Genomic DNA, 17900 nt, shown 5'->3' with positions numbered 1-17900 from the left:
GGGAGACACCATGCAGGCCTACGACACACATGAAGTACACAATACCGCGGCCCCGCTGGCCAATGTGAATCTATATCAGATCGATACTGCGCTGCGTGAAGCGCTGGTGCGCGAGGGCGGCGGCTACGACGAGGCGGCGCTGTATGCGCTGGGCGCCCAGCTGGGGCAGGCCGAAGTGCTGGAGCTGGGCCGGCTGGCCAACCAGTACCCGCCCGTGCTGCAACAGTATGATGCGGGTGGCCGGCGCATCGACGAGCTGGAGTTCCATCCGGCCTGGCATAGCCTGATGCGGCTGCTGATCGAGAGTGGTGCCCATGCCTCGCCCTGGCTGGAAGGCAATGGCGCGCAGGTGGCGCGCGCAGCCCGCTACCTGATGTTCGGCCAGGTGGAAAATGGTTCCCAGTGTCCGGTGACGATGACTTATGCCTGCGTGCCGGCGCTGCGGCAGGCGCCGCAGCTGGCGGCCAGATGGCTGCCCAAGATCCTCTCCAGAACCTATGACCCCCGTTCCCTGCCTATCGAGCACAAGCATGGTGCCCTGATCGGCATGGGCATGACGGAAAAGCAGGGTGGTTCCGATGTGCGTAGCAACACCACTACGGCGCAGGCGCTGGCGCCGGCCGAAGCGCAGGCCCTGTTCGGTGCCGACGGCGAGGGGGTGTACCGTGTGGTCGGCCATAAATGGTTTTTTTCGGCGCCCCAGAGCGACGCCCATCTGATCCTCGCGCAGACGGAAACTGCGGACGGGCATGGGCTGTCCTGTCTGCTGCTGCCGCGCTATCTGCCGAATGGCGAACGCAATGCCATCCGCGTGCAGCGCCTGAAGAACAAGGTCGGCAACCGCTCGAATGCATCCTCGGAAGTGGAGTTCAACGGCGCCTACGGCTGGCTGGTCGGCGCAGCAGGACGGGGCGTGCCCACCATACTGGAAATGGGCAGCCATACCCGGCTCGATTGCATACTGGGCAGCGCCGGGGCGATGCGCGCGGCACTGACCCATGCGCTGCATCATGCGCGCCAGCGCAAAGCCTTTGGCCGCTACCTGAGCGAACAGCCGCTGATGCAGAATGTGCTGGCCGATCTGGCGCTGGAATCGGAAGCGGCCACGGTGTTTGCCATGCGGCTGGCGCGCTGCTTCGACGAAGCCGGCGATCCGGCCCAGGCCCTGCTGGCAAGGCTGCTGACGCCGGCCGGCAAATACTGGATCTGCAAGCGCGGCCCTGCTTTCGGTGCCGAAGCCATGGAAGTCATAGGTGGTAGCGGCTATGTGGAAGACAGTCCGCTGGCACGGCTGTACCGCGAACTGCCCGTCAATTCCATCTGGGAAGGCTCGGGCAATGTGATGTGCCTTGACTTGCTGCGGGCGTTGGGCAAAACTCCTGCCGCGCGCGCCGCGCGCGCCGCGCTCGCGGCCGAGCTGGACTTGGCCGGCGACGCTGACGCCGATTTCAGTGCCTACCGCGCCGCCTTGCTGGCCGATATGCAGTGCAGCGAAGCGGGCGCGCGGCTGCTGGCCGAACGCATCGTGCTGGCCGTGCAGGCGGGTTTGCTGTTGCGCCATGCGCCAGCTTATGTATCATCGGCATTTATTGCCTCGCGCATACGCTGCGCGCCCGGCGGTGCCTACGGGCGCCTGCCGGAAAATGTGGCATACGGCCAGATACTGGCCCGTGCCTTGCTCGAATAAGTGGAAAAGTGGATGAATCAAACGGTAGCAGTAGATAATCGGCGTGCCGATCTGGTGCGGGTGGCAGCGCGGCTGTTCCGCGAACGGGGCTTTGACGGCACCACCACGCGCGACATCGCCGAGGCTGTGGGCATGCGTTCCGGTAGCCCGTTCTACCATTTCAAAAGCAAGCAGGAAATACTCGCGGCCGTGATGGAGGAAGGTTTGACGGCCGGCCTGCCGGCGGCGGAAGCGATTGCGGAAAGCGCCATGGCGCCACGCGAAAAGTTTCAGGCGCTGGTACGCGCCCATCTGGAAATCGTGCTGGGCGAGGGCCATGATTTCATACCCGTGCTGCTGTATGACTGGCGCCGCCTGACGCCCGAGCTGCGCGTACGGGTACAGGTTTTGCGCGACCGTTATGATCAGCTGTGGCAGGATGTGGTGAGTGAACTGCTGGCGGCCGGCTTGCTGCGCAGCGATAGTGCGGTGGCGCGCTTACTGCTCATGGGCGCTATCAATTACAGCGTGCTCTGGTACAAACCGGGGCAGGGCCTGAATCTGGACCAGATTGCAGAGGAAGCCGTGAGCATGTTTTTAGGCCCGCAGCCCTAGTATAATGAGCGGTACTTCAAGAAAGAATCCACAATGAAACAAGATCCGCGCTTCCCTAATCTGTTTATCACTGACCACCCGCTGATCCAGCACAAGCTGAGCCACATGCGGGAAAAAGATACCTCGACCCGTACTTTCCGCGAACTGCTGAAAGAAATCACCCTGCTGATGGGCTACGAGATCACCCGCGATCTGCCATTGACCACCCGCACCATCGAAACCCCGCTGATGACCATCGATGCACCTGTCATCGCCGGTAAAAAGCTGGCGATTGTGCCTATCCTGCGCGCCGGCATAGGCATGAGCGATGGCCTGCTGAATCTGGTGCCATCGGCCCGTGTCGGTCACATCGGCGTGTTCCGCGACCCGGAAACCCACCAGCCGGTGGAATATCTGGTGCGTCTGCCCGATCTGGCCGAGCGTACTTTCATCCTGTGCGACCCGATGGTGGCGACCGGTAATTCGGCCGTGCACGCGGTGGACGTGCTGAAATCGCGCGGCGTCAAGGACGACCAGATCATTTTCCTCGCGCTGGTCGCTGCGCCGGAAGGCATTACCGTGTTCCAGAAATCCCATCCGGGCGTGAAGATCTATTGCGCTTCGCTGGATTCCCACCTCAACGATCACGCCTATATCGTGCCCGGTCTGGGCGACGCGGGCGACCGTATCTTCGGCACCAAGTAATGGCGGACCCGGTGTCGGCAGAAGCGGAGTTCCGTGCGCGGCTGGAGGCATTGAATGCGCGCTTCGTCGCGCAGCTGCCCGGCATGCTGGAAAAGATCGAGTCCGCGCTGGCGGCCTGTGTGGCAAGCGGCGCCACGCCCACAGCCGAGCAGCTGACGGCGCTGCATGAGTCGCTGCACAGCGTGGCCGGCTCGGCGGCGACTTTTGGTTATGCCATGCTGGGCCAGCAGGCGCGCCGCATCGAGCAGCAATTGCGCATGACGATGCAGGATGGCAGCGGCTGGCCGGCGATACCGCCTCAGGTGGAGCAGTATCTGCGCTGGGCTGCGCGTGATCCCAAGGCGAACGTTTACGGGTGACATGAGAGTGAGACTAGCGATTGATCTAGCTCAAATCACCAAGTAAATTCTTGTCTATAGTTGTACTCACACCCTGAGTTACGCGGGTTTTCTACCAAAAAAGACGCGAGTTGGCATTTATTTTGGCGAAAACGTGCTTTTCTCGAGTAAATGGGTATAATGCGGCATCGTTTAGATTCAAGAGTAGTGCAGTTTCGCTGTTTTTCTTCTTGCCTCAAACGATATCACGGGCGCAAGCCCAACTTAACTGAAATAGGAATTGTAATGGCAACTGGTATCGTAAAATGGTTCAATGACTCGAAGGGCTTCGGCTTTATCACCCCTGACGAAGGCGGCGAAGATCTGTTCGCTCACTTCTCGGCGATTCAGACCGCAGGCTTCAAGTCGCTGCAAGAGAACCAACGCGTTTCTTTTGAGGTGACCGCTGGTCCTAAGGGCAAGCAAGCTTCGAACATTCAGCCACTGTAATACGCTGAATCAAACGAAATAAGAAATCCTCGGTTCCCGAGGATTTTTTTTTTGCCCGCGCGCCTGGCGCGGTACAGTCTATTTGCCGGTCTTGCGCCAGTATTCCGGCTGGGCATATGTGTGGCGCAGAAAATCCACGAAAGCCCGTATGCGCAGCGGCAGGTGGCGGCGCTGGGCAAACACGGCGTAGATATCGTTGCCCGGCGCCGAATGCTGGTCCAGCACCGTCTGCAGCTTGCCCTCGGCAATTTCATTGCCCACTTCCCACATCGAGCGCCAGGCCAGCCCCTTGCCGGCCAGCGCCCAGTCGTGCAGTACCTGGCCATCATTGCTGCCCATATTGCCCGCCACTTTCAGCACCACATTCTTGCCGTTTTCGCGGAAGGTCCAGCCGCGCTGGCTGCCTTCGCTGCTGATGGCCAGGCAGTTGTGTTTAGAAAGATCGGCCAGCGTCTGCGGTACCCCGTGCCGTTTCAGATACGAGGGTGCGCCCACTACCACGCGCTCGTTGTCGGCCAGCTTGACGCTGACCAGACTGGAATCGGACAGGCTGGCGATGCGGATCGCCACGTCGATGCCTTCGCCCACGATGTCGACCACGCGGTCGCTCATATTCAGCGTGATGCTGACATCGCGGTGCTCGGCCAGGAACGAGGGGATCAGGGGCGCCACGTGCTGGCGGCCGAAACCGGCGGGCGCGGAAATCATCAGGTGGCCCGTGGCGTGCGCGCTACGCTCGGCCACGGCGGATTCCGCCTCTTCCAGTTCCGTCAGTATGCGCTGGCAGTCTTCCAGAAAGGCGGCGCCCTCATTGGTGAGGGCAAGTTTGCGGGTGGTGCGTTGCAATAACTTCACACCGAGGCGGCTTTCCAGCGCATCGAGGCGGCGGCCTATCATGGCCGGCGCTATGCCCTCGGCGCGGGCGGCTGCCGAGAGACTGCCCTTGGAAACCACCTCGACGAAGGTGGAAATCTGTCTGAATTGACCCATGGATACATCAACCTGTTATTTGTGAGAAAAACGCATAGATGAAGTGATTATTAGTCTTGTTTGCATAACTTATTAGTGAATATACTGTAAAACATATCGGGGCGTAACTGAGTCTGCACACTAAAAACAAAGCCGTGCAACACTGGGGCGCATGCATATAATTAGTCTGGTTGTTAATATTTTCTTTCGGAGAGAAGCACATGACGCAGTCCACCCTCACTCTGCCAGCAGGCATGGAAATCACCGGCAAAATCAAGCCGGGCTACGAAAACATCCTGACCAGCGAAGCTCTGGCACTGGTGGCCAAGCTGTCGCGCGAATTCGAATCCCGTCGTCAGCAACTGCTGGCCGTGCGCGTAGAGCGCGCCAAGCGTCTGGATGCCGGCGAGCGTCCTGACTTCCTGCCAGAAACCGCGCACATCCGCGCTGGCGACTGGAAAGTAGCTCCGATTCCTAAAGCACTGGAATGCCGCCGTGTAGAAATCACCGGCCCGGTCGATCGCAAGATGGTCATCAACGCCCTGAACTCGGGCGCCGACAGCTACATGACCGACTTCGAAGATTCCAACACCCCGAACTGGGAAAACCAGATCGACGGTCAGATCAATATGTTCGATGCCGTGCGTGGCACCATCGCCATGGAACAGAATGGCAAATCGTACAAACTGAACGACAAAGTGGCGACGCTGGTTGTGCGTCCACGCGGCTGGCACCTGGACGAAAAGCATGTGCTGGTAGACGGCAAACGCATCTCGGGCGGCATCTTCGACTTCGCCCTGTTCATGTTCCACAACGCCAAAGAGCAGCTGGCCCGTGGCGCCGGTCCTTATTTCTACCTGCCGAAGATGGAATCGCATCTGGAAGCCCGCCTGTGGAATGACATCTTCGTCATGACCCAGAACGAACTGGGCCTGTCACAGGGTACCGTCAAGGCGACCGTGCTGATCGAGACCATTCTGGCCGCCTTCGAAATGGACGAAATCCTGTACGAACTGCGCGAGCACAGCTCGGGCCTGAATGCTGGCCGCTGGGACTACATCTTCTCCTGCATCAAGAAGTTCAAGCTGGACAAGGAATTCTGCCTGGCCGACCGCGCCAAAGTCACCATGACGGCACCGTTCATGCGCGCTTACGCTCTGCTGCTGCTGAAAACCTGCCACAAGCGCAATGCGCCTGCGATCGGCGGCATGGCCGCGCTGATCCCGATCAAAAACGACCCAGAGAAAAACGAAGTGGCCATGGGCGGCGTGCGCAACGACAAGGCGCGCGATGCCACCGACGGCTACGACGGCGGCTGGGTGGCTCACCCGGGCCTGGTCGAGCTGGCCATGACCGAGTTCAAGAAAGTACTGGGCGACAAGCCTAACCAGATCGACAAACAGCGTCCTGACGTGGAAGTGACGGCGGCCGAACTGCTGGACTTCAAACCGGAAGCGCCGATCACGGAAGCCGGCCTGCGCTACAACATCAACGTCGGCATCCACTATCTCGGTAGCTGGCTGGCAGGCAATGGTTGCGTGCCTATCCACAACCTGATGGAAGATGCTGCGACTGCCGAAATCAGCCGCTCGCAAGTATGGCAGTGGATACGCTCCAGCAAAGGCACGCTGGAAGATGGCCGCAAAGTGACCGCAGACATGGTACGCGCCATGATCCCTGAAGAACTGGCCAAAGTGCAGCGTGATGCGCCAGGCGGCGACGGCCCGACCTATGTACGTGCTGCGGAGATCTTCGAAGAAATGTCGACTTCCGACCAGTTCGCCGAGTTCCTGACTCTGCCGCTGTACGAAGAGATCTAAGTCCCAATAAAAACGGCCCTGCGGGGCCGTTTTTCATTGCTGCGTAAGGTGATGCGGGGGCTGGCTAGAATTCGTTCTTCCACAGCCGCAAGGCCGTGAAGGTGGCCAGCGCCGTATCGCTGCCTTCCAGCTTGCCGGCGCGCTGCAACTGTTCGGCGATACTCTTTTCCCGATAGCGCAGGAAAGGATTGGTCGCTTTCTCCAGAGCGATGGTGCTAGGCACCGTGGGCAGATCGTGCTCGCGTTTATCGGTTTCTTCCTTGATGCGCTGCTGCAGCGCCAGATTATCGGGCTCCACCACGCGGGCAAAGCGCAGATTGGACAAGGTGTATTCGTGCGCGCAGTAGACCAGCGTATCGTCCGGCAGTGCGGCCAGCTTTCCGAGTGAGCTGATCATCTGCGCCGGTGTGCCTTCGAACAGTCGTCCGCAGCCACCGGCAAACAGCGTGTCGCCGCAGAATAACCAGCCTGCCGCGCCACCTTCGCCCTGGCGTACATACGCGATGTGGCCCATGGTGTGGCCCGGCACATCCAGCACGTTCAGCCGCAAATCCAGCCCCGGCACTTCGATCTGCTTGCCTTCGCTCACGGGCAGGCTGACGCAGTCTATGCTTTCATTGGTAGGGCCGTACACGGGCACGGGATAATGCTGTAATAATTCGCCCACGCCACCGATATGGTCAGCATGATGATGGGTGAGTAGAATGGCGGTCAGCTTCAGGCCATGGGCCTGCAAGGCTGAAAGTATGGGCTGGGCATCACCGGGGTCGACAGCAGCTGCATGTACGCCATCGTGGATCAGCCACAGGTAGTTGTCGCGAAAGGCTGGGATCGTCAGAACATCAAGTACGGGCTTGGTAGAATGGGTCATTGGATCGTAGAGGCTAGGCATGGACAAAGCAGGTTCGGAGAAATCCATTATAGCGCTGGAAGGCTGGCTGCAGACGCCCGCCGGTGTCTACCTGCGCGCATGGGAACAGCAGACGCTTGACCACTTGACAGCTGATATATTTGGTTTCAATGCCGTGCAGATCGGCATGCCGCAACTCGATGCATTGGCCGCCAATCGCATGCCCTACAAGTTTCTGGCCGACCGTAAAGTGCGCACGCTGGCCGAAGCGCCGCGCCGCGCCGTGGCGCTCACTTGCGACCCGGTAGAACTGCCGTTTGCGACCCAGTCTATGGATCTGGTGGTGCTACCCCATGTGCTGGAATTTTCGCCCGATCCCCATCAGGTGCTGCGTGAAGTGGAACGCGTGCTGATACCGGAAGGGCAGGTGATTATCTGCGGCTTCAATCCGGCCAGTTTGTGGGGCGCGCGCCAGGTGCTGCGACGGGTCGGCGGTACCGGCTTTCTGCCCCGCACGGAGGAGCTGATTTCTATGCCGCGTCTGAAGGACTGGTTAAAATTACTGAATATGACGGCCAGTCACAGCCACTTCGGCTGTTATGCACCGGCCTGCCGCACGCAGAAGTGGCTGGAACGCTACGCCTTCATGGATAATGCGGGGCCGCGCTGGTGGCCTTATCTGGGCGGCGTATATATCGTGCAGGCGATCAAGCGTGTCAAAGGCATGCACCTGATTGGTCCGGCATGGAGCAGAAAAACAGCGGCAGCACCATCGGTGGTGCCGGCGACGAATAAGAGGCGGTAAAGCAGTATGGAAAATATGGACAAAGTGGAGATCTACACGGATGGCGCCTGCAAGGGCAATCCCGGCATCGGTGGCTGGGGTGCTTTGCTGGTCGCGGGTGAGGCCGAAAAGGAGATCTGCGGTGGTGCACATGACACCACCAATAACCGCATGGAGTTGCAGGCCGTGATCGAAGCGCTGCAGGCGCTCAAACGCCCTTGTCTGGTGACGCTGCATACGGATAGCCAGTATGTGCAGAAGGGCATCAGCGAATGGATACACGGCTGGAAGGCGCGCGGCTGGAAGACGGCAGCCAAGGAACCGGTCAAGAATGCCGATCTGTGGAAGGCCCTCGATGCGGCGCAGGCGCTGCATACGGTGGAATGGCGCTGGGTGCGCGGCCACAACGGCCACCCCGGTAACGAACGCGCCGACATGCTGGCCAACCGCGGCGTCGAACTGGCGCGTGCCGGCTAGGCTGCCTGTTATACTTCCTGTTCAAGCAGTCGTCATCACGGATCACTATGCGTCAAATCGTACTCGATACTGAAACTACCGGTATCAATCCCAAGCTAGGCAACCGCATCATCGAGATCGGTTGCGTGGAGTTGGTCAACCGTATGCTGACGGGGAATAACTTCCACGTCTATATTAATCCGGAGCGCGATTCGGAAGAGGGCGCGCTGAACGTCCACGGCCTGACCACCGAGTTCCTCAGTGATAAGCCCAAGTTCGCCCAGATCGTGGATGATCTGCGCGAATACATACAGGGTGCCGAAGTCATCATCCATAACGCACCGTTCGATCTGGGCTTTTTGAATCACGAATTCCAGTTACTGGGATTGCCGGATTTCTCCACTCATATCCACGGGGTGATCGATACGCTGGTGCATGCCAAGGAGCTGCATCCGGGTAAGCGCAATTCGCTCGATGCCCTGTGCGACCGCTATGGCATTTCGAATGCCCACCGTAAGCTGCACGGCGCGCTGCTGGACTCGGAATTGCTGGCCGACGTGTATCTGGCCATGACGCGTGGCCAGAACAGCCTGGGCATGGACGTTGAGGAAGAAGTGGCCGTGGCCGGCGAAGAACTGGCTGTGGTGCCGCTGGCGCAGGTGATATTCCAGCCTGCATCGGAAGAGGAACTGGCCGCCCATCAGGAAACGCTGGCAGGGTTGGACAAGGCGGTGAAAGGGCAGTGCATCTGGACGGCACTGACCACGCCACCGGCACCGGCAGCCTGATTGGCGAAATCTGTCTTCCATGGAAGACGAATGTGTGGCATAATACGCCCCGCTTCGGGAGGTTAGCTCAGGGGTAGAGCACTGCATTCACACTGCAGGGGTCGCAAGTTCGAAACTTGCACTTCCCACCAAGAATACCAGTAAAAACAAAGGCTTACACTGATTAGGTGTAGGCCTTTTTTGTTTTGTACGGAAAAAGTACGGAAATCGTATGCTCGGATATGCTGGTTTATCTGCTGTTGATGCATTACCACCCGTACCAATAAAAACCCAACGCGTAGTTGGGTTTAAGAGACAACATCCTTAGCGTTACGCTGGCTTGACGACGCCAAGGATGTTGGCGCGCGATACGTTGTAAAACCGAGATAGGGCGCTGACACTTTCTCCTGCAGCATACTTCGCGACAATTTCGGCCCGTTGTGCCGCCGTGGTTTTCGATGGGCGTCCCAACGTTTTGCCCTCGTTCTTCGCACGAGCTAGCCCTGCTTGCGTCCGCTCTACCAGTAAATCTCGTTCCATTTCCGCGACGGCTGCAAGCATGGTAAGCATCAACTTGCCAGCGGGGGAGGTTAGATCCAGTTTGCCGAGCTGCAGCACTATTACAGCGATCTTACGAGCAGCCAGCAGCTTTACTGTCGCGCCCACGTCCTGGGCATCTCGGCCTAGTCGATCTAACTTTGCCACCACCAGTGTTTCCCCATTCCGGATCTGGCTGAGCATTGCCGCGAACTGAGGACGCTGGCTGGCGCTGGTCTTTCCGCTCAAGGTGTCATGGAACCAGTAATCTACCTTGTGACCGGCATTCTCGATCTCAAGGCGTTGATTGTCTGCGGTCTGGTCTGCTGTGCTTACACGTCCGTATGCGAAGGTTGCCATGCTGAGTCCCGCTAAGGTGTTAGAAAACACTGTTAGAATATACCTGTATGTTAGAAAATGCAAACCCTAATTTACTGGCATGAATATAGGTATACCTGCATGGATGTTAGAAATCGTTCGTTTTCTAACACAATGCCCCATCCATGGACTGCTTGAGTTTTCAGCATTTATCGATCGGCGCCTACCGGCAAAAGGATTGCACAAAACTTTCGGTAAACTAAGGTATGTACTTTATGTAATTACGTGTAGGATCAAGAGTTGTTGAAAATGGCAAATTGGAAGGCAGCAAAATGAGTGTGTCTAAGACAAGCCATTATCGTGGCTATGAAATCACAATTGCTGTGCATTCCGCCCATCCGTCAAATAGCGGTTTCGTTGGGCTAATAACCGTTGCTTTGAACGGTGAACGCATCGAGAGTGAGACTACTTCGAATTACTCTCATTTTTCTTTCGCCGAACATGCAGCTGAGAGTCTCGGGAAATCCATAGTTGACCATCTCCTGATTGGGGCTGGCGGCTAGCAAACCTAGATGCCATTTTTTTAGGCAAATGAACTTCAGGCATTCTTTTTTGTTTGAGTAGGCAACTTTATTACCCCAGCCTATGATCGTTTCAGGTGTATTGAGAAGCATCAATACAGAATAACGACGAAAAAGCATGATGCTTGCATGAACACACCACTACTAAACCTATGTTGGGCCGCACGTGAGCTTGCCCGGACGCATGGAGTATCGTTTGCCGCCATCTTGCTCAATGAGCAGACTGTGCCGATCGATCTAGCTCTACATTTTTTGACATTGCCCGAAAAGACACTAGTCTGTCTGTACTATTCAGAACGACATGTGGAGGGGCAACATGAGTGGAGGCACCTTTAAGTCATCCATTGCTGCAGCGCCAGTTACGCGCGCGGTTGCCTACGTGAGAATGTCAACTGAGCGGCAGGAATACTCCACTAGGAACCAGCTAGACATCATTGAGAAGTACGCTGCAGACCGTTCTCTGACGCTGGTCAAAGTTTACGAAGACGCGGGCAAGAGTGGGCTAACAAAAAAAGGGCGCCCCGGCCTGTGTCGATTGATCGAAGACGTTCAGCAAGCGCATGACTTTGCATTCATTCTCGTCTATGACGTGACCAGATGGGGCCGCTTCCAAGATATCGATGAGAGTGCTTATTACGAATACCTTTGCCGGATAAACGGCGTGAGCGTCGCATACTGCGCAGAGGTATTTGAAAACGACGGATCTCCATATGCTTCAATCATCAAGGCTCTTAAAAGGATAGCTGCTGCTGACTACAGTCGGGAGTTGTCAGTAAAGGTATTCAAAGGACAGTGTAGAGTCATCAGCATGGGCTTTAAAGTTGGTGGCCAAGCTGGCTATGGACTTCGGAGAGTGTTGCTTGATGAAGCTGGCGGCGTGCTGCAAGTGCTGCGCCCCGGAGAGAGAAAAGCGATTCAGAATTACAGGGTAGTTCTAGCGCCCGGCCCAGAGTTTGAGATCGCAGTAGTTAACCAGATATTCCAGTGGTACGTGGACGGTATCGGTGACAGACGAATCGCGGCAGTTCTAAATCAGCAGGAGATCGCTACTGAAAGAGGTGGGCCATGGACTCCAGATATGATCAGGTACCTACTGAAGAGCGAAAAGTACATTGGGAATCTTGTTTACAATAGATCGTCATATAAGCTGCATCGTAAGTATGTGCGCAACCCACCCAGTGAGTGGGTGCGGTGCGTTAAAGCTTTCGCCCCAATAGTCCCTGAAGAGCTATTTAATGCAGCGAAAGAACAGCGGGCGTATCGCTATCGTCGCTATTCGAGAGAAGCGATTCTTGACTGCATCCGGAGGGTCTATACGAAGCACGGCAGGGTAACGTGTACTCTCATTGATATCGAGCCAGACGCCCCCAACGCACGACTAATTGGCTATCATTTCGGCACTATGCGCGCCGCTTTTTCTGAGGCGGGACTTCCAAGAATGAACAATGATTCATTTCTTGAAACGCGAACCCACCTATACGGAGTTAGGCGTGGAATGCTTAGCGAGATTCAAACTTTGATTTCGCAGGCTGGAGGTTGCTCAACAGTTGATACAAGGCCTTTCACGCTTGTTATCAATGACAGCATACGGCTATCGGTGCGGGCAATTCGTTGTGATCATGACTTGAAATATGACTACTTTCGCTGGCGTATACCAAAGCGGATGTCAGAAGGCGTGGATTTTGTCCTGTTCGCGCAGATGGATCATAGTAATCAAACCATTCTTCGTTACTTCCTATTTGAGAAGGCTATCTTCACAAAAGACATAGCTTTCACTTATAGGAGTATCCACCGCTATCTGCCATACAGCAGAGACGCAGTCCAAGACTTTTTTCTGAGCAATTGACTCGTTGGTGGTATTTCGCAGGAAATGAAGCCGAATCAACCCGTATTTTTCGGGTCGTTATTGCGAGCACATCCGCGCACGGCTAGCAGACTTTCGTAGTCCCGCAGTTGGCGAATGGCACAGCAAGTTTTAGATGCAGCCATGCCCTCCCTCCACTACGTCCACGGCGCGATTCTAAATACGGGATTTCACCGTATTTGTTGTATTGGCTAACTACGGGAATTTCCGTAGTTGCATCAATGTAACTACCGGATTTCCGGTAGTTAGACCAGACATGAGTACGCTACCTTCGCTTAACTGAGCCCCGATCACTTCTCGCTTGGCATTACTCTCAGATTTACCTTCTTGCAGCTTTCCACAAATTCTCTCTGCACTTCAGAAAAAGACTTGCTTGGAGAAACGCTTATTGCGCGCGTCATTGCGCTTGGGGGATTTGCCCTTAGCCAAGCTTTGCACTCGTCCAAGTCGTACCGCTTAGAGCGCTTACCGACTGGCGTGTAGGGGAGGCCGGATTGCTCAAGCCTGCGCACTGTAGACTCGCTGATGGACAGCGCTACGCATAACTGCTGGCGGTTTAAGGAGATCACGTTATTGCCTCTTCAATGAAATGAATCAGACACATCTTAGCTAGGCGCAGGTACATATTTATGTGCCTACCGATTCCTCAAATCTGAGGAGACGGTAAAGCAACCGTATGCCGACTTTTTGGCAGACGGTATGTGTACCGTCGGCTCAAAATTGAGCGCACGGTATATGAGCCGTCTGCTCAATTTTGCGCACACGGTATAGGGGGCTCCTTAAAATTCAGGAGGCCTCGCAACTGAACAGATAGCAGGCAGACCGTCTCACCAGAACTGGACGGACGGTATTGACGGTCTCCGCAAAACTTCCGAGACGGTATTTAAACGTCTCGGAAAAATATCCGAGACGTTCCGGAATGCCAGTGACAAACTGGGCACGATGTTCCTAGAGTCTGTCTCTGATTGCCGTCTTGAGCTTAGACTAGCTCGCTTGTGAAATTTGACGTTTATCTATGCAAGATTTTTTTGGACTCATTCCGCGCCTCCTTTCACCAACTTCAGCGATGGCTTACTGTGCCGTGGGAAGTCTTTGCTAAACCCGGCGGCAATGGTCTGCATTTGAATTTGCGCACGGTCAGTTGCAGCCCGATAGCACTGCAGCAACCGTATTTCTTCCTCGGTAAGAAAATGCTCGACAGGTGCGTTCTCCCCGTTACCCATAAAACACTCCTTCAGGCGCTTGGATTTCCATCCAGTGAGAGACTGCACCGTTCTCAATTGGTAGGCCATCCAGTTTGCAAAACCACATGCGTTCTTCGCTATCGAAGAATGCAGCGTGCGGCTGGAACTCCAGAGTATTCCAAACGAGTACATCGCGGTTTGAATTTGGTTCCGCGCCCGGACCGAGTTTCGTCCATCCCAAGCCATCAACTCCTTGGCGATTGCTCATGCTGCACCCCCGGCTATGAGGCGCAGACTTGGCTTCTCACGCCGAGGGTGCTGCGACGCCATCCGAGTGAACTTCACGATAGCTTCTTGCTGGCGGCGATCATCCATGGCCGCGAACAGTTGCGCAATACGGACCTGTTCAGCCGAAAGGTCTAGATTTTGAAGATCTGTCGGCGTCATTTTGCGCCTCCTGCAATCAGACGGAAGGTTGGTTTCTTGCGGCGAGGGTGATCTAGAACGGTGAGGATGGCGAATGTCATCAATTCCGCTTGTCGCCGGTCATCCATAGCTCCGAATAATTCCGCGATGCGAATCTGACTGGCTGTCAGGTTTGCGCTTGGTGGTTGGAGTGGTTTCATGCGTCACCTCGCCCATCTGCCATGTTATGCAAGGTTCCGGACAACTCGTCACAAATCTGCTGAGCAAGCCACATCATGTTGCTTAACTCTCTTTGTGTAACATCAAGCAGGAAGGCCATTACCTCGTCCGCAAACATGGCAGCGGCACGCAGGACTTCTTTAGTGTTTGCCACCAAAGCGCCCTTGGCCTTCTCGAGCATCTCGTCAGAAAGTTGCTTGGCAAGGCGCAACATCGTATGTTGTTTCTCGTTCTCACTCATCAGCGTGAGCAACTCGCTGAGTTGTTCAGCTCTCATGCTGGCGTGGTCGCTATCATCAAAACGATTTACATGCATTTTGCCGTACGGTGCATCAAGGATAATCGGCGCTACAACAGTCATTGGCATTGCTGGGTTAACGCTCATGCAGCACCTCGCACCAATGCACTCAGATCGCCAGCGAGCTCATCAGCAAGGCGCGAGGTCGTTTCCATGGTTGCTTGCTGGTCATCAGCAGGTAATAGGTGTATTGCAGAAAGTAGGTTAGCAACAGCTTTTGCTTGCCAACGGAGATGATTGATTGAGTCGCGCCGTTTTTCAGCGGGTGTAGGGGTGCTATTGACCATGATGGCCTCCGTGTGTGGTAGTGGACCGCACACCCGCTGTCAAACGGGTGAGCGGCAAATGATGGGGTTGACAGACCGGTACACACGGAAACCGGCAGGCCGAAGCCTCCCCACCATCGCCGCTCATAGAGACGTAATGGTACGGACGAAAAAAAGCCGCCGAAGGGCGGTTGTCCGCCATGTGTTATTCGAGCTGTCAAACCCGGTCCCCTATTTATCAGGGACAGGCTTAGGATATTCCAGTGATCGGTAAACCGTCAAGAAAATAATCATCTGATGCGGATCTATTTTTTGCGGAGACTCGCAATCCGGGCGTAGTATGAAGTGTTGCCTACCGTGGCCTTACTTTGAGGTTAGACATGGAATTTGAAAGGGAGCGCCTTTTTGAAGAAGTCTGGTCAATGCCGATGACCACGCTAGCCAAGAAATACGGCATATCGGACAACGGATTAAGGAAGATATGTATCGCACTCGCAATTCCATTGCCGCAACGAGGCCATTGGGCGCGGGTCGCCGCTGGGAAGTCAGTGCCTTCGCCCCAACTAAAACCGCACACTGGCGCAAATCAATATACCTTTTATCGGGCTGAGTCTGCTCCTGTAAAGTCGCCCAATGACGACCACTGGCTTGCTGAGCGTTTAGCATTTGAAGAAGATCCAGCGAACAAAATAGTAGTCGCAGACGAACTTCTTAACCCCGACAAAATAGTGGTGGGCGCCTCTAAGGTACTGCGAGAGTTGCTTGCTTTGATTGGGCGATCTAAGAAGTATGAGGATGCGCGATTTGAGCGAGAGAAGCTTCCTTGGACCGGAGTACATCATGAGTATTTTGGCGACAACTCATGGTCTAACTATCTCTCACGCGGAGGAATAATCGAGTTACCACATGATGCGCTTCCTACACGTGTCTCCATTGAGTCTGTAGATAGAGCGCTTCGTCTATGGGACGCAATTATCAAAGCGGCAAAAAACAGAGGAATCAAGGTAAATCTTGTTGAGCGCCGGCTGAGGCTCACCATAAGAGAGGAATCTGTGGACTTACGCATGTCTGAGCAGGTTAAGCCCGTTGTTGGAAAGGGGGCCTTGTTTCCTGATTGCGCCTTTCCTCCTGAAGATCATAAGAAAAAACTAGCAACTGGGGCACTTCGTATTTTCATTTGTCACATGGGGGAGCAGAAATTCGAAGATAAAGAAGGCGTCGTGCTTGAGGATCAAATAAACATCCTGTTTCGCGCCATTTATAAATCAATTTGGTCTGGTAGATTACGAACGCTTGCAAGGATAGAGGATCAGCGAGTCAAGCAGCTAGAAGATGAAGCGGCAAATCAGAGGAAACTTGAGGCCGCAGCTAGGGAGGCTGTTATTGCGGATAACAAGCGGCGCATAGATGACTTAATCGTAGAAGCAGATAACTGGCATCGAGCGAATCGAGTCCGTGCGTATGTTTCCTACCTCAAGGACGAGTCATCCAAGATAGATATCAGCCAAGACATGCAACGGTGGCTTCAATGGGCGGAAGAGGTTGTCGAAATCCTAGACCCAAGTCGATCTAGACTGAAATGACTTCCATTGAGATAGTACTGAGCGAAAAATTTCGTTGAGATTATTGCGCCCCCCGTTTCCCCTACCCGTTATCTCCCCGTAAGCATCCTCACATCATCAAAAACGCAAAATGACCTCGTTACCACATCGTTGTAGAGTCATTAATGTAATGTAGGGGTTTGGGGCGGGGCAAAGTGATCCGAAACGGTCGCGTCAGCCTGTGTTTTCCCCTTTTTTATGGACTCGGAAAACTCCAATGTATGGCGACCCTCGCCGTAATCTCGCCGTATTTACCCTTGATGTTTTGTTGGCGTTATTTGTGTCCCTCGCGTGCGCGCGCGTATTGGTCGCTTTACTACCCCACAAATAGATGCGTCCAAATTTGGACACATCCTCACCTAGCTGTTGGAATCTTTGCAGTCCACTGGCGCCTGATTCCGAATACAGTTCCGGTTAGATGCCTTAGTCTCTCGCTCTGGCAGGTAAAGGTACTTGAGAGTGCAGCTGTCTTTGTAATCACCTAAAAATTTAGGAGATTGAATACCAGGGGGACTTTCGATCTTTGTGATGAAATTGTCGTGGTGACGTCCTGCGCGGCCCTTGCCGTAACGTTGCCGTCTGTACGATTGCAGTTTTGATGTGCCTCGCGCGCGTGCGCGTATTGGTCCGCGACCCATTTGCCGCGAAGCATGCGGCGCAATCTACTTTCCCCGGCATAAAATCTGGCGGCGCTATCTTTGTACTGACCTAGAAATTTAGGTGAGTCGATTCGGATGCATCCACATTTGGATACATCGGCACTGTTTGTGTCTCGCGGACAGTATCCCTATAATCGCCACATGCCCGCCATCGTTTCGGACGTTGGGAGGAACACCGTTGAGAATACCAGCGGCATTGCTCGTGGCGGGATACCTGCTCATCTCTTGGCTAGGCCAAGCTCTTACATTATTCAAAGACTACCCGAATCAAGCTTGGAGGATAGCAGCCATGCTGCTCGATGTAATCCCTCGTGGCCTTGGCTTCTATGCCATCATCCGCACGATCAAACACCGCAACGCATAGCGAGGCATCAGTTGGTGGCGTCGCCAGCTTCTCTAGCTCTGCGAGCTCGTGCGGCGTCAAGTATTGCATTAACTCGTTCAATTCGTTCTTCGGGTGTGACATTCGTTACCTCCAATTCAGCTTTGATTTCTTGTGGGAGCAGCTT

General features: G+C 55.1%; 20 protein-coding genes and 1 tRNA gene. 12 read left to right on the top strand and 9 right to left on the bottom strand.

All coding sequences use genetic code 11. From position 1 onward, the window contains the following. Window positions 1-10: 10 nt before the first annotated feature. From GTP23_RS12905 to GTP23_RS12885, 5 genes are all read left to right on the top strand, one after another. Window positions 11-1687 (top strand): isovaleryl-CoA dehydrogenase, encoded by a 1677-nt coding sequence (locus tag GTP23_RS12905; protein WP_161035487.1) that lies wholly within the window; start codon window positions 11-13, stop codon window positions 1685-1687. A gap of 12 nt (window positions 1688-1699) precedes the next feature. After that, window positions 1700-2281, top strand: coding sequence for a TetR/AcrR family transcriptional regulator (locus GTP23_RS12900; protein WP_161035486.1), 582 nt, complete (start codon window positions 1700-1702; stop codon window positions 2279-2281). 33 nt (window positions 2282-2314) lie between these two features. Further along, window positions 2315-2965: a uracil phosphoribosyltransferase gene (upp, locus tag GTP23_RS12895; RefSeq protein ID WP_161035485.1), complete on the top strand. Its 651-nt coding sequence runs from the start codon at window positions 2315-2317 to the stop codon at window positions 2963-2965. Next, window positions 2965-3324 (top strand): Hpt domain-containing protein, encoded by a 360-nt coding sequence (locus GTP23_RS12890; RefSeq protein WP_161035484.1) that lies wholly within the window; start codon window positions 2965-2967, stop codon window positions 3322-3324. Before upp ends, GTP23_RS12890 begins: the two co-directional genes overlap by 1 nt. 264 nt (window positions 3325-3588) lie before the next feature. Further along, window positions 3589-3792, top strand: a complete 204-nt coding sequence (locus GTP23_RS12885; RefSeq protein ID WP_093555047.1) for a cold-shock protein — start codon at window positions 3589-3591, stop codon at window positions 3790-3792. 78 nt (window positions 3793-3870) lie between these two features. Here GTP23_RS12885 and GTP23_RS12880 read toward each other — a convergent pair whose 3' ends face one another. Beyond that, entirely contained in the window at window positions 3871-4782 is a 912-nt protein-coding gene (locus GTP23_RS12880) for a LysR family transcriptional regulator (protein ID WP_161035483.1), read from the bottom strand. Between the two features lie 200 nt (window positions 4783-4982). Here GTP23_RS12880 and aceB point away from each other — a divergent pair, with 200 nt between their 5' ends. Then, window positions 4983-6581 carry a malate synthase A gene (gene aceB / locus GTP23_RS12875; RefSeq protein WP_161035482.1) on the top strand — a complete coding sequence of 533 codons (1599 nt, stop codon included), beginning with the start codon at window positions 4983-4985 and terminating at the stop codon, window positions 6579-6581. A 64-nt stretch (window positions 6582-6645) separates the two neighbouring features. Here the strand turns inward: aceB and gloB are convergent, their stop codons facing one another. Then, window positions 6646-7452, bottom strand: a complete 807-nt coding sequence (gloB, locus tag GTP23_RS12870; protein WP_161035481.1) for a hydroxyacylglutathione hydrolase — start codon at window positions 7450-7452, stop codon at window positions 6646-6648. Between the two features lie 19 nt (window positions 7453-7471). Here gloB and GTP23_RS12865 point away from each other — a divergent pair, with 19 nt between their 5' ends. The 4 genes from GTP23_RS12865 (at window position 7472) to GTP23_RS12850 (ending at window position 9590) form a co-directional block, all read left to right on the top strand. After that, a complete protein-coding gene (locus GTP23_RS12865; protein ID WP_161035480.1) occupies window positions 7472-8236 on the top strand; it encodes a class I SAM-dependent methyltransferase in 765 nt (254 codons plus the stop codon). Window positions 8237-8251: 15 nt separating this feature from the next. Next, on the top strand, window positions 8252-8692 hold the full coding sequence (gene rnhA / locus GTP23_RS12860) for a ribonuclease HI (protein ID WP_155436135.1): 441 nt from the start codon (window positions 8252-8254) through the stop codon (window positions 8690-8692). A gap of 47 nt (window positions 8693-8739) precedes the next feature. Further along, window positions 8740-9459, top strand: a complete 720-nt coding sequence (gene dnaQ / locus GTP23_RS12855; protein ID WP_161035479.1) for a DNA polymerase III subunit epsilon — start codon at window positions 8740-8742, stop codon at window positions 9457-9459. 56 nt (window positions 9460-9515) lie between these two features. Then, a tRNA-Val gene (locus tag GTP23_RS12850) sits at window positions 9516-9590 on the top strand. 178 nt (window positions 9591-9768) lie between these two features. On the opposite strand, the gene GTP23_RS12845 is transcribed toward GTP23_RS12850, so the two are convergent. After that, entirely contained in the window at window positions 9769-10335 is a 567-nt protein-coding gene (locus tag GTP23_RS12845; protein WP_161035478.1) for a recombinase family protein, read from the bottom strand. Between the two features lie 855 nt (window positions 10336-11190). Between GTP23_RS12845 and GTP23_RS12840 the strand changes: the two genes are divergently transcribed. Next, complete coding sequence (locus GTP23_RS12840; protein ID WP_161035477.1) at window positions 11191-12720, top strand: recombinase family protein; 1530 nt, start codon at window positions 11191-11193, stop codon at window positions 12718-12720. Window positions 12721-13772: 1052 nt separating this feature from the next. On the opposite strand, the gene GTP23_RS12835 is transcribed toward GTP23_RS12840, so the two are convergent. From GTP23_RS12835 to GTP23_RS12815, 5 genes are all read right to left on the bottom strand, one after another. Beyond that, window positions 13773-13961: a hypothetical protein gene (locus GTP23_RS12835; RefSeq protein WP_161035476.1), complete on the bottom strand. Its 189-nt coding sequence runs from the start codon at window positions 13959-13961 to the stop codon at window positions 13773-13775. Further along, window positions 13954-14190 (bottom strand): hypothetical protein, encoded by a 237-nt coding sequence (locus GTP23_RS12830; RefSeq protein ID WP_161035475.1) that lies wholly within the window; start codon window positions 14188-14190, stop codon window positions 13954-13956. Before GTP23_RS12830 ends, GTP23_RS12835 begins: the two co-directional genes overlap by 8 nt. A 175-nt stretch (window positions 14191-14365) precedes the next feature. After that, on the bottom strand, window positions 14366-14548 hold the full coding sequence (locus GTP23_RS12825) for a hypothetical protein (RefSeq protein ID WP_161035474.1): 183 nt from the start codon (window positions 14546-14548) through the stop codon (window positions 14366-14368). Further along, window positions 14545-14952, bottom strand: a complete 408-nt coding sequence (locus GTP23_RS12820) for a hypothetical protein (protein ID WP_161035473.1) — start codon at window positions 14950-14952, stop codon at window positions 14545-14547. Before GTP23_RS12820 ends, GTP23_RS12825 begins: the two co-directional genes overlap by 4 nt. Next, a complete protein-coding gene (locus GTP23_RS12815; protein WP_161035472.1) occupies window positions 14949-15152 on the bottom strand; it encodes a hypothetical protein in 204 nt (67 codons plus the stop codon). Before GTP23_RS12815 ends, GTP23_RS12820 begins: the two co-directional genes overlap by 4 nt. Before the next feature lie 359 nt (window positions 15153-15511). On the opposite strand from GTP23_RS12815, the gene GTP23_RS12810 reads away from it, so the two are divergent. Then, complete coding sequence (locus GTP23_RS12810) at window positions 15512-16714, top strand: hypothetical protein (RefSeq protein WP_161035471.1); 1203 nt, start codon at window positions 15512-15514, stop codon at window positions 16712-16714. Between the two features lie 924 nt (window positions 16715-17638). Here the strand turns inward: GTP23_RS12810 and GTP23_RS12805 are convergent. Then, a complete protein-coding gene (locus tag GTP23_RS12805; protein ID WP_161035470.1) occupies window positions 17639-17857 on the bottom strand; it encodes a hypothetical protein in 219 nt (72 codons plus the stop codon). Window positions 17858-17900: the final 43 nt, after the last annotated feature.

This window comes from Duganella fentianensis, from assembly GCF_009857835.1.
GTDB classification, from domain to species: Bacteria; Pseudomonadota; Gammaproteobacteria; order Burkholderiales; family Burkholderiaceae_D; genus Rugamonas; species Rugamonas fentianensis.
This window is presented reverse-complemented; position numbering and strand designations above follow the sequence as displayed.